We start from the raw sequence: 11,459 nt of genomic DNA, 5'->3' as shown, positions 1-11,459 counted from the left end.
ACCCGGCCTTCCCTGCGCAATGGCTTTACGGCTTATGCCGTGCTCTCCCCGGAGACGAGTTCTTAGTTGACTCCGTCGCTGCCGTTCCCGCTTGCGCTTCTCCGACAGCTTGACGCCTGCAACGGGCGCCAGGACCACACGGTTTTGCCGTACGCTTGAGTCCACGCCGTCGTCTCAGCGCAAACCAGCGTCCACCGCAACCCGCCCAACGTCCGTGACGACGGCCGACGCCCTTCTGACCAGGACGGGATGGCGATAGATGCGCACTGATTTGGGTCGGCCGACAACAGAAATATTTTTGATTTACGGAAATTTTCTACTTGACACGATTTCTGAAATTCCGAACTGATTTGCCCGTCGGGTTGATTTGTCGCACCTAACCGTCATTGCGAGCGCAGCGAAGCAATCCATGGCACGGCTTGGAGCAACATGGATTGCTTCGCTCCGCTCGCAATGACGAGGAGGTCCGTAGGGTGGGTAGAGCGCAGCGAAACCCACCACCCCACACTGACGAAGGCGATGGGTTTCGCTGCGCTCTACCCATCCTACGGATCAAGCTAGCTCCCCAGCAGCGACGTCCCGAATGCCCGCCGCCAGACCGTCAGGAAGCGCGGAAACCAGGAATGCGCGACGGCGCTCTGATAGGCCCAGGTGCGATATTTGAGGCCTTTTTCGGAAATCAGTTCCTGATATCCGCCGTGGGTTTCGGTCACGGTACGGATATCGCGCAAGATAGCGCAGGCATGGGCCCGATAGGTCTCGGTGCCGGAGCATTCATCGTAGTCCAGCATGCGATCGGCGAATTCGACGTTGAACGTCGGCCAGGACGAACGGCCCTGATAGGCCGGCGCCGCGATCTTGTGAATGAGCTTGTTCAGCGGATTATCCGCCGACACCAGGAAGTGCGATGTATCCGGGACCCGAAACCGCGGCTCGGCAAGGATGAAGTCGGTCGTGGCCGCGAACAGCGCGCGTTCTTCCGCGTCGTTCAAATCCCAAAAGCCCTGATGCACGTTCACGAAATCGAGCGCGATGGAATAGACCGGCGCCTGCTGCCGGGAGTCCAGGGAATGGCTGATATAGCCGTGCCTGCCGAACAGCAGCAGCAGCTCCTGCTTGTACTGTGAAAGCGCGCGTCCAAGCAGCTGCTCCAGCTCAGTCCGCTCGATGACACCAAGCTTGATACCGCGCAGGAACGTCGCGTAGACGCAGGCATTGGTGACGAACCGCCGGCGTTCGGCACGGGTATCGGTCGCCGCAGAACGGGGCGCGCTGACGTCGCACAAAAGCGCCGAAAGCCCGTTGTCATCGAACCGTTGCAACGCCCTGGCGAGCTCAACTATCTCCCGCTTCAGGTTCTCGCGATATTCGGACAGCAACAGGCGGCCGGCATGCGCACCTTGCGACATCGCCAAATACGAAGCCGACCTTTGCTCGGCGGAGAGCAGTTGCTCAAGGCCTGCGAGGATGCCCAGCAGCGTGTCCGACGGCCTCGAAAAATAGTTGATGCCGATGTAGCGGTTGCGCCCCGCAGGCACGATCGTCGTGGTGACGACGCCGGCGCGAACGGCTTCAAGCATCAGGCGGACGCTTTTCTCCAGCAGCCGAACCCTGCGCACGGCATCCTGCGCATCCATGATGGTCTCGGGATCGAGGACATCAGGATAGAACCAGGCGAAGTCGCGCGGATAATAGGCGGAGGCGTGCGGCGCCCCGGTAACGAGAAAGGCTTCCTTCTCGGCAAACGCCGCATTCATCGAATGCCGGTACAGCTCCTCGATGCCTGCCGACAAATGATATTTTCGCAGGAAACGATCACCGAGAAAATTGACGGCCTGAATGCCGTTGGCGACAAGGCTGGACAACATGCCCTGATGAAAGCGGTATTCGCGATGCGATGAAAATGTGATCTGGCTGTTCATAGGCAAGGATGAGAGCAATGTCCGGCGTGTCTGGTATCACGCGTTGGTACTCCAGACATCATTGATTCGTCTCTCCGCAACAGCGTGGGGAAAGATGTCATCGAATTGTCATGTAGGCGTAGGATGGGTTGAGCTCTTCGCGAAACCCATCGATGAAAGCGACGGAGCTGATGGGTTTCGCAAGGGCTCAACCCATCCTACGAACCTACGTGTTCGGCCTGAAATTCTCCACCAGCCGCAACAATACCCGCGCTCCGGCATCGGCATCCGCAAGCTCGACATGCTCGGCCGGATTATGGCTGATGCCGCCGCGGCAGCGGACGAACAGCATGGCGACGTCTGAGATATCGATCATCGCCATGCCGTCATGCCCGGCGCCGCTCGGTAGTTCGAACACGCCAAAACCTTCGGCGGCGACGGCGTCCGCGACCTGCGCTTTGAGCCAGGGCGCACAGGGCACGGTGCGGTTTTCGTGGGTGACGTCGAGCTGCAGCACAAGATTGCGGCGTTTGGCGATGGCTTCGATGCGGCGCACGATGTCGGCGACGGCCATCTTGCGGTGCGGATCGGATGGTGCGCGGATGTCGAGCGTGAAGGAGACGAGGCCGGGGATCACGTTGGTGGCGCCGGGCATCGCGTCGATGTAGCCGACGGTGCCGACGAGGCCGGCTTGGTCGGTCTTGCAGAATTCCTCCACCATGCAGATGCATTCGGCGGCGCCCGCCAGCGCATCGCGCCGGAACGCCATCGGCACCGTGCCGGCATGACCGGCCATGCCGGTCAGTTTTGCCGCCAGCCGCGTCGCGCCCGCGATCGCGGTGACGACGCCGACCGGCAGATTGTTCTCTTCCAGCACCGGGCCCTGCTCGATGTGCAGCTCGACATAGGCGTGGAGTTCGCGGCGGGTGCGCGCGGCCGCGCCGATGTACTCGGGGTCGAGGCCGAATGTGACCATCGCATCGCGCATCGAAATCCCGGCATGGTCGCGTGAATTGAGCGCGCTCTCGACAAAGGTGCCCGCGACCGCGCGGCTGCCGAGTAGCGTGGACGCAAACCGCACGCCCTCCTCGTCCGCAAATCCGACGACTTCGACCGCGAACGGCAGCCGCCGCCCGCGTTTGTTCAGATCGGCGACGCAGGAGATCGCCGTGATCAAGCCGAGCGGGCCGTCCCATTTGCCGGCATCGCGCACGGTGTCGTAATGCGAGCCCAGCATCAGGCACGGCAGGCCCGGCCGGTCGCCTTCATAGCGGCCGCAGACATTCCCGATGGCGTCGAGATGCGCGGTCATGCCGGCCTCGCGCATCCATGACAGAATGAGATCGGCGGCGGCGCGGTGCTCGGGCGAAAGGAAGATTCGCGTCAGATGCTCCGGCGTCTCGGAGATCGCCGCCAGCTGGTCGATCCGGCCGACGATTTCATCGCCCAGCGCTGCCCGGCTCGATCCGCTGCTGCCCATTTCTGTCTTGCTCATGCTTTTCCTGTACAGCGCCGTGTCGTTTCCAGCGCCGGCCGATCGATACACATTCAATGCCGGCGGCTTCGACGCAAGCCGCTGCGGACCCCTGACTGGTAGCAGCCCCAATTCGCCTGACCAGCCGGCAAGGCAAGAAATCCGCCGCCAATTCGGCCGGCTGACAAGCGCTGCGGGATCTAACAATTGCTTAACGACCTTGCATACAATCATGAAATGCCGCCTAAAAATTAGTCATACCGGCAACGAACGAATCCCACAGGACAAGTGAGACAACAGGATAACTCAATATATTCATTGGTTTATTGAGAGATGCCCGCCGCACACGCTCTGGCATGAAGATTGCGACATCCCTCCCCGAGCCCGCCGCATCGGCGCGGCCACGAAATAGGGGGCGGTCCAGCCGCCAGAGGGAGCAGGCACATGGAATTTGGCAGGATTTCACGACGGCATCTGTTGCAGGGCGGTGCGGCGCTGACACTCGGCACCGCTTTCGGCGCGGGCGCCGCGCGCGCAGCCGGCACCACCATCGGCTTCGTCTATGTCGGCTCGCGCGACGACTACGGTTACAACCAGGCCCACGCGCAGGGCGCGGCGGCGGTGAAGAAGCTGCCCGGCTTCAAGGTGATCGAGGAAGAAAAGGTGCCTGAGACCGATGCGGTCGAAAAGACCATCGAGTCCATGATCAACCTCGACGGCGCGTCGCTGCTGTTTCCGACCTCGTTCGGCTACTACAACCCGCACGTCATCAAGATGGCGAAGAAATTTCCAAAACTGCGCTTCGAGCATTGCGGCGGCCTGTGGAGCGAGAAAGACCCGACCAATGCCGGCAGCTATTTCGGCTATATCGACGAGGCGCAGTATATTTCCGGCATCGTTGCCGGCTACTCCACCAAGAGCGGCAAGCTCGGCTTCGTCGCCGCGAAACCGATCCCGCAGGTGCTGCGCAACATCAACGCCTTCACGCTCGGCGCAAGGCTCGCCAACCCGAAGGCGACCACGCAGGTGATCTTCACCGGTGACTGGTCGATGCCGGTCAAGGAAGCCGAAGCCACCAACAGCCTGATCGACCAGGGCGTCGACGTCCTCACCTGTCACGTCGACGGTCCCAAGACCATGGTCGAGAACGCCGCGCGCCGCGGTGCGATGGTGTGCGGCTATCACGTCAACCAGTCGCCGCTGGCGCCGAAGGCGTATCTCACCGGCGCGGAGTGGAACTGGGAAGCGCTCTACCCGAAATTCGTCAAGATGATCGCGGCCGGCGAATCCATTCCGAACTTCTATCGCGGCGGCCTCAAGGAAGAGATCGTCAAGTGCTCGCCCTATGGCGAGGCGGTCTCGGCCGAGGCGCGCAAGCACGCCGACGACATCAAGGCCAAGCTGGTCGCCGGCACCTACACCATCTTCAAGGGCCCGATCATGGACAACAAGGGCAACGCGGTCATTACCGCAGGCACCGATCGGGGCCAGACCGATCCCGAGCTCGAGAAGATGAACTATCTGGTGGAAGGCGTGCTCGGAGCGACTTCGTGACAACAGGTTCGGCGGATCCGGTGGAGGCGGTCGGCGTTGCGCCGGCCGCTGATCCCGGCTTCCTCCAACGCTACGGCGCCACCATCGAATACATCCTGATCCCGGGCGCGGCGCTGGTCGGCGCGCTCGCAACCTTCGGGCTGTTCGTGGCGCTGTTCGGCAAGAACCCGCTCGATCTCTATTTCTACATGTACCAGGGCGCGTTCGGCACCTGGTTCTCCTGGCAGAACACGCTGACGCGTGCCGCGCCGCTGATCCTGACCGCGCTGTGCACGGCGCTGCCGGCGCAACTCGGCATGGTGATCATCGGCGGCGAAGGGGCGCTGCTGATTGGCGCGCTGTCGGCGACCTCGGTCGCGCTCGCGATGCCGTGGGCCTCGCCCTTGGTGGTGCAAACCGCGATGGTGTGCGCCGGCGTGATCGGCGGCGGTCTCTGGATCACGCTGGCGGGCGCGCTCCGGCAATACCGTGGCGTCAACGAGACGATCTCGAGTTTGCTGCTGGTCTATATCGGGCTTGCGGTGCTCAACCATCTGGTCGAGGGCGCGATGCGCGACCCCGCCAGCCTCAACAAGCCATCGACCCGCGAAATCGGCGCGGCCAACATGATCGGCAGCATTCCCGGCACCGACGTGCATTGGGGGCTGGCGTTCGGCCTGGTCGCGGCGTTCGCGTCGTACATCCTGATCTATCATACCGTATTCGGCTTCTCGGCGCGGGTGGCCGGCGGCAACATCCGCGCGGCAAAAATTGTCGGCCTCGGCGTCAACAAACTGATCCTGACGATCTGCTTTCTCGCCGGCGGCGCCGCCGGCATTGCCGGCATGGTCGAAGTCGCCGCCGTGCAGGGCCGCACCAACGCCAATCTCGCCGCCGGCTACGGCTTCACCGGCATCCTCATCGCCTTCCTGGCGCGGCATAATCCGCTGGCGATCATTCCCGTGGCGATCCTGCTCGGCGGCATCAGCGCCAGCGGCGGGCTATTACAGCGGCGGCTCGGATTGCCTGATGCCTCGGTGCTGGTTCTGCAAGGCATCATCTTCGTCTTCGTGCTGGCGAGTGACGCGCTGTACGGACGGATCGGCTTCCTGAAAGGAAAATCCTGACATGTCGGACGGATCGCTCGGACTCTGGACCGTTCCGCTCGCCGTGTTCGGAGGCGCCATCCGCGTCTCGACGCCGTTTCTGTTCGTCAGTCTCGGCGAATGCATCACCGAGCGTTCCGGCCGTATCAACCTCGGTCTCGAAGGCACGCTGGTGATGGGCGCGATGAGCGCTTACGGCATTTCCTATCTCTCAGGCTCGCCTTGGCTCGGCGTGCTCGCCGCCGGCATCGCCGGCGCGATGCTGGGCGCGCTGCATGCCGGCATCTGCTCGCTGCCGCGGGTCAACGACATCGCGGTCGGCATCGCGCTGATGCTGTTCGGGACCGGTCTTGCATTTTATCTCGGCAAGCCGTTGATCGAACCGACCGCGGCACGATTACCGGCGATCGATTTCGGCTGGTGGAGCGACGTGCCGCAGGTGCGCGCCGCCTTACGGATCAACGTGCTGTTCCTGATCGGCCTTGCGCTGGCGCCGATATTATACTGGGCGTTCAAGACCACGCGCTGGGGCTTGCTCATCCGCACCGCCGGCGAGAGTTCGGACGCCGCCCGCGCCATGGGCTATTCCGTGCTGGCGATCCGGCTGCGCGCCACGATGGTCGGCGGCTTCCTGTCCGGGATCGGCGGCTCGTTTTTATCGCTGTTCTATCCCGGCAGCTGGAACGAGGGCCTGTCCTCCGGCCAGGGCATCACGGCCGTGGCGCTGGTGATCTTCGCGCGCTGGGACCCGATGCTGTGCCTGTGGGCGTCGCTCGCGTTCGGCGGCGCCGCGGCGCTCGGACCGGCGCTGCAATCGGTCGGCGTCACCTCGGGCTACCACCTGTTCAACGCAGCGCCCTACATCCTGACGCTCGCGATCATGATCATCACCTGTTCGCCGAAGCGCACGCTGACCGGCGCGCCGGCCGAACTGTCCATCACCCGATAAGGACGTGCCATGCCCGAGCGCTATATCTCATCCGAACCCTATGCCTGGCCCTACAATGGCGACCTGCGCCCGCAAAACACCGCACTTGTCATCATCGACATGCAGACCGATTTCTGCGGCGTCGGCGGCTATGTCGACAAGATGGGCTATGACTTGTCGCTGACCCGCGCGCCGATCGAGCCGATCAAGAAGCTGCTTTCGGTAATGCGCGCGCAGGGTTTTCACATCATCCACACCCGTGAAGGCCATCGCCCTGACCTCACCGACCTGCCCGCCAACAAGCAGTGGCGCTCGCGGCAGATCGGCGCGGGGATCGGCGATCCCGGCCCGTGCGGCCGCGTGCTGGTGCGCGGCGAGGCCGGCTGGGAGATCATTCCCGACCTCGCGCCGCTGCCCGGCGAGCCCATCATCGACAAGCCCGGCAAGGGTTCGTTCTGCGCCACCGACCTCGAACTGATGCTGCGGCTGCGCGGAATCCAGAACCTCGTTCTCACAGGCATCACCACCGACGTCTGCGTCCACACCACAATGCGCGAAGCCAACGACCGCGGTTTTGAATGCGTGCTGATCGAGGATTGCTGCGCCGCCACCGACAAGAGCAATCACGACCACGCGCTGAAGATGATCAAGATGCAGGGCGGCGTGTTCGGCGCGGTCGCGACCTCAGGCGCGTTCATCAAGGCCGTCTCATGATCATCGGTGAGACACCGCTGCCCGAAGGCCCGCTCGGCGTCGACGCGGTCGCGGTGACGATGAAGTTCGGCGACTTTCTTGCGCTCGACAATGTCGCACTCAAGGTGCGGCCGGGCTCGTTCCACGCGCTGCTCGGCGAGAACGGCGCAGGAAAGAGCACGCTCGTGAAATGCATCATGGGTTACTATCACGCGACCGAAGGCGACATCATGGTCGGCGGCCGCGAACAGGCGATCGCCAACCCGAAGGATGCGCATGCGCTCGGCCTCGGCATGGTCTACCAGCATTTTACGCTCGTGCCGGCGATGACGGTTGCGGAAAATCTGGTGCTGGCGCGCGATGACGTTCCTGCTGTTGTCAACTGGGCCAGGGAAAAACAGGAGCTGGAAGCGTTCCTGGCGCGGATGCCGTTCAAGGTGCCGCTCAACGCCAGGGTATCGGACATATCCGCCGGCGAACGCCAAAAGTGCGAAATCCTGAAGCAGCTTTATCTGAAGCGGCGTTTTCTGATCCTCGACGAGCCGACCTCGGTGCTGACGCCGGGCGAGGCCGACGAGGTGCTGGGCATGCTGCGCGACATGGTCGTGAATGGCGGCCTGACCATCCTGATGATCACGCATAAATTCCGCGAGGTGATGGCGTTCGCCGACGAGGTGACGATCCTGCGCCGCGGCAAGCTCGCCGGCAACGGCAAGGTCGCCGATCTGACGCCGGACAGCATGGCGCGGATGATGATCGGCGCCGAAGAACTGACGGTGCAGCCGCCGCGCGTCGGACAATTGGGCGAGGCGCGGCTGGAGCTGAGCAAGCTTTGCGCGATCGACGATGCCGGCGCGGTCGCGGTCGAAAATGTCTCGCTCACCGTGCGCGGCGGCGAGATCGTCGGCATCGCCGGCGTCTCCGGTAACGGCCAGCGGCAACTCGTGGAAGTGCTTGCCGGCCAGCGCGAGGCCGAGAGCGGCGAGGTTCGCGTTCGCGGCGATCTCTATTCGGCGAGCCGCGAGGAGATGCGCCGGCACAAGATGTCACTGCTCCCGGAAGAGCCCTTGAAGAACGCCTGCGTCGGCGGCATGAGCGTTGCCGACAATATCGCGTTCCGCGAATTCGACCGCGCGCCGTTCGCCAGCAAAGGCTGGTGGCTCAATCGCTCCGCGTTCCGCAAGGATGCCGAGCGCAAGATCGGGCTGTACAAGATCAAGACCCGCTCGCCGGATACGCCGATCGCGGCGCTGTCGGGCGGCAACGTGCAGCGCGCGGTGCTGGCGCGCGAACTCGGCGGCGAGGTCGAGGTGCTGATCGCCGCCAATCCCTGCTTCGGGCTCGATTTCGCCGCGGTCGCCCAGATCCATGCCGAGATCATGGCGGCGCGTAACCGCGGCGCCGCGGTGCTATTGGTCAGCGAGGACCTCGACGAACTCTTGGAACTGTCGGATCGTCTGGTGGTGATGTTCCACGGCCAGTTCGTCCATGAAGCCCGCGCCAGCGAGGCCGATCTCACCGAGATCGGGCGGCATATGGCTGGGCATTAACCGCCCGACCGCATTCGCGGAAGTGTGATCTGCTGGACCACGCATTCCCCGCGGCAATGCCTAGATGGGCCTTACCCGGAAAAGTCCGGAAAAGAGCGCCGCGAAGGCAGCACTCCGCAGGAGAACGATCATGACACGGCTCAAGGCGCTCGTCGCGGGCGCGCTGGTCTCGGCCATACTTGCCACGTCCGCGCTTGCGCAGGAGCCGGCGGCTTATGCGGCACAGAATCCGGACCGGGATGTGCTGAATGGCGGCGTGCTCACGCCTGCAGGCAGACTGGCGCGGGAGCAGCCCGGCGACGCTGCCGCCGCGCTCTATGCGATAAACAGAGCCAACGCCGGACTGGGAGGCGCCGTGCCTTCAGCCAGCCCCCAAAGCAATCGGCGCCGTCCGTTGCAGTAAACAGCGGCGCGATCAATCAATACGCGCGACGCGACGACCCACGGGGCATTTGCGCATTCGCATAATATGGATTGACGAGGCACTGGGCGGCGCGGCCCGATGCCGACGCGGCGCACTGCCCCATCGAGGTAAAGCGGCAATCGATGTCGCTTCCTCCCCAGCGGTAGTTCTGGATGCAGACCGGATAATTGCCGCCATAGGTCTGGGCCGAAGCCGGAGCAGACGTCAAAACGGTGACCGCCGTCAATATCATCAAAGCCGGAGTGCGCATCGGGACCTCCTTCGGGATTGACGTCACAGCATCAACCCGTCGAACCAGACAAGCCATACCGCCGGCAGTCAATTCACATTCGCGCGCGACGCGATTGAAGACGGCATATCCCATATGCGACTGCCGGTCGCGGCCAGGACCGCTGGCCTATCCGATATCAGCTGCGCTTTCGGCGAGATGACCGAGATTGGCGTGAAAATGCTGCGCGATCTGCAACCGCGTCGGTACCCAGACGGCGTCATGCTTCATGACGTAATCGAGAAAGCGCATCAGCGATGCGGCGCGGCCGGGGCGGCCGACGACACGGCAATGCAGGCCGACCGACATCATCTTCGGCGAGGTCGCGCCCTCGGCATAGAGCACGTCGAAACTGTCCTTCAGGTAGGTGAAGAACTCATCGCCGCCGCCAAAGCCTTGCGGGTTCACAAAGCGCATGTCGTTGGCGTCGAGGGTGTAGGGGATCACCAGATGCGGCTGCAATCCGCCTGCCTTGATCCAGTATGGCAGGTCATCGGCATAGGAATCGCTGAGGTAGAGCAGGCCGCCAGCCTCCATCAGAAGCCGCAGCGTATTGATTGAGGAACGCCCGGTGTACCAGCCGAGCGGACGCTCGCCGGTCGCCTCGGTATGAACACGGATCGCCTCGGCGATCTCCGCCCGCTCCTCCGCCTCCGACATGTCCTTGTGTTCGATCCATTTCAGGCTGTGGCTGGCGATGTCCCAGCCGGCCTCCTTCATGGCAGCGACCACGTCGGGATTGCGCTTCAGCGCAGTCGCGACGCCGAACACGGTGGCCGGCATCTTGCGCTCGGTGAACATCCGCCACAGCCGCCAGAAGCCGGCGCGCGAGCCATATTCGAACATCGATTCGATGTTGGCGTGGCGTTTGCCGGGCCAGGGCTGCGCGCCCAGCACATCCGACAGGAACGCCTCGGAGGCGCGGTCGCCGTGCAGGATGTTGTTCTCGCCGCCCTCTTCGAAATTCACCACGAACTGCACGGCGATCCGCGCATTGCCCGGCCAGCGCGGATCGGGCGGATTGCGGCCATAGCCGCGGAGGTCGCGGGGGTAGCCCGTCACCTAGATTTCCTCGAAGCGGATCTTCTGTGCACCCTTCCACAGCACGGTCTTGCCGAACGCGGTGAGGTTCTCCAGCCCCGAGGTCAGGGTGATGAAGTGGTTGCCGGCGAGCTGGCCCATCTTGCTGGCGAAATGCACGCCGCCATAGGCGAGCAGGATTTCGGTCTCGCTGATGCCGCCGGGATAGAGGATGATCTGGCCCGGCGCGGGATAGCTGGTGTGGTTCTCGTAGGAGACGCCGAAATCAAGATCGCCGAGCGGCATCCAGACCCCCTCGCCGCTCCAGCGGACATGGATCGCCTGGCTCTCGAACGGCATCGCCTTGCGAAAGGCGGCAACCGTCTTGGGCGCCAGTTGCTCTTCAAAACGGGCCTCAAAGGTGAAGTCGCCGGCGCGGACAATTAGTTGGCTCATCGATCTCTTCTCTTGGGTGCGGACAGGGTTCAGCCGTATCCATTGCAGCCGGGAAAAGCGGAAGCAAGGACCATTCAAGCCAGAAAATGCGGTTTGTGGGGCGGCT

11 protein-coding genes are annotated in these 11,459 nt (G+C 63.4%); 6 read left to right on the top strand and 5 right to left on the bottom strand.

The genetic code is table 11. The features are described from left to right. Window positions 1-557 precede the first annotated feature (557 nt). Complete coding sequence (locus JQ609_RS32125; RefSeq protein WP_212276657.1) at window positions 558-1,922, bottom strand: hypothetical protein; 1,365 nt, start codon at window positions 1,920-1,922, stop codon at window positions 558-560. Window positions 1,923-2,127: 205 nt separating this feature from the next. After that, window positions 2,128-3,396: an allantoate amidohydrolase gene (locus tag JQ609_RS32120; RefSeq protein WP_409411215.1), complete on the bottom strand. Its 1,269-nt coding sequence runs from the start codon at window positions 3,394-3,396 to the stop codon at window positions 2,128-2,130. A gap of 423 nt (window positions 3,397-3,819) precedes the next feature. Here JQ609_RS32120 and JQ609_RS32115 point away from each other — a divergent pair, with 423 nt between their 5' ends. From JQ609_RS32115 to JQ609_RS32090, 6 genes are all read left to right on the top strand, one after another. Further along, window positions 3,820-4,929 carry a BMP family ABC transporter substrate-binding protein gene (locus tag JQ609_RS32115; protein WP_212276656.1) on the top strand — a complete coding sequence of 370 codons (1,110 nt, stop codon included), beginning with the start codon at window positions 3,820-3,822 and terminating at the stop codon, window positions 4,927-4,929. Further along, window positions 4,926-6,035 (top strand): ABC transporter permease, encoded by a 1,110-nt coding sequence (locus JQ609_RS32110; RefSeq protein WP_212276655.1) that lies wholly within the window; start codon window positions 4,926-4,928, stop codon window positions 6,033-6,035. The genes JQ609_RS32115 and JQ609_RS32110 overlap by 4 nt, the downstream gene beginning before the upstream one ends. Window position 6,036: 1 nt before the next feature. After that, complete coding sequence (locus JQ609_RS32105; protein ID WP_212209119.1) at window positions 6,037-6,963, top strand: ABC transporter permease; 927 nt, start codon at window positions 6,037-6,039, stop codon at window positions 6,961-6,963. 9 nt (window positions 6,964-6,972) lie between these two features. Continuing rightward, complete coding sequence (locus JQ609_RS32100; RefSeq protein WP_212276654.1) at window positions 6,973-7,656, top strand: cysteine hydrolase family protein; 684 nt, start codon at window positions 6,973-6,975, stop codon at window positions 7,654-7,656. Further along, on the top strand, window positions 7,653-9,185 hold the full coding sequence (locus JQ609_RS32095; protein WP_212276653.1) for an ABC transporter ATP-binding protein: 1,533 nt from the start codon (window positions 7,653-7,655) through the stop codon (window positions 9,183-9,185). Before JQ609_RS32100 ends, JQ609_RS32095 begins: the two co-directional genes overlap by 4 nt. A 130-nt stretch (window positions 9,186-9,315) precedes the next feature. After that, window positions 9,316-9,588 (top strand): hypothetical protein, encoded by a 273-nt coding sequence (locus tag JQ609_RS32090; RefSeq protein WP_212276661.1) that lies wholly within the window; start codon window positions 9,316-9,318, stop codon window positions 9,586-9,588. A gap of 16 nt (window positions 9,589-9,604) precedes the next feature. Here the strand turns inward: JQ609_RS32090 and JQ609_RS32085 are convergent, their stop codons facing one another. From JQ609_RS32085 to JQ609_RS32075, 3 genes are all read right to left on the bottom strand, one after another. Then, a complete protein-coding gene (locus JQ609_RS32085) occupies window positions 9,605-9,859 on the bottom strand; it encodes a DUF3551 domain-containing protein (RefSeq protein WP_212276652.1) in 255 nt (84 codons plus the stop codon). A gap of 147 nt (window positions 9,860-10,006) precedes the next feature. Further along, window positions 10,007-10,939, bottom strand: coding sequence for an allantoinase PuuE (gene puuE / locus JQ609_RS32080; protein ID WP_212276651.1), 933 nt, complete (start codon window positions 10,937-10,939; stop codon window positions 10,007-10,009). Beyond that, the gene (locus JQ609_RS32075) at window positions 10,940-11,353 is read right to left on the bottom strand and encodes a DUF3830 family protein (RefSeq protein WP_192734938.1); all 414 of its coding nucleotides are present in this window, start codon (window positions 11,351-11,353) and stop codon (window positions 10,940-10,942) included. Window positions 11,354-11,459 lie beyond the last annotated feature (106 nt).

This window comes from Bradyrhizobium sp. AUGA SZCCT0169, assembly GCF_018130085.1.
GTDB lineage: Bacteria > Pseudomonadota > Alphaproteobacteria > Rhizobiales > Xanthobacteraceae > Bradyrhizobium.
Note: the sequence above shows the minus strand (reverse complement) of the source record. Positions and strands in the feature narration are given on the sequence as shown.

Coding starts and splice junctions, on each gene's coding strand:
- JQ609_RS32075 (WP_192734938.1), bottom strand. CDS start 11,353: ATGAGCCAACTAATTGTCCGCGCCGGCGACTTCACCTTTGAGGCCCGT.
- JQ609_RS32105 (WP_212209119.1), top strand. CDS start 6,037: ATGTCGGACGGATCGCTCGGACTCTGGACCGTTCCGCTCGCCGTGTTC.
- JQ609_RS32085 (WP_212276652.1), bottom strand. CDS start 9,859: ATGCGCACTCCGGCTTTGATGATATTGACGGCGGTCACCGTTTTGACG.
- JQ609_RS32120 (WP_409411215.1), bottom strand. CDS start 3,396: ATGAGCAAGACAGAAATGGGCAGCAGCGGATCGAGCCGGGCAGCGCTG.
- JQ609_RS32125 (WP_212276657.1), bottom strand. CDS start 1,922: ATGAACAGCCAGATCACATTTTCATCGCATCGCGAATACCGCTTTCAT.
- JQ609_RS32100 (WP_212276654.1), top strand. CDS start 6,973: ATGCCCGAGCGCTATATCTCATCCGAACCCTATGCCTGGCCCTACAAT.
- JQ609_RS32090 (WP_212276661.1), top strand. CDS start 9,316: ATGACACGGCTCAAGGCGCTCGTCGCGGGCGCGCTGGTCTCGGCCATA.
- JQ609_RS32115 (WP_212276656.1), top strand. CDS start 3,820: ATGGAATTTGGCAGGATTTCACGACGGCATCTGTTGCAGGGCGGTGCG.
- JQ609_RS32095 (WP_212276653.1), top strand. CDS start 7,653: ATGATCATCGGTGAGACACCGCTGCCCGAAGGCCCGCTCGGCGTCGAC.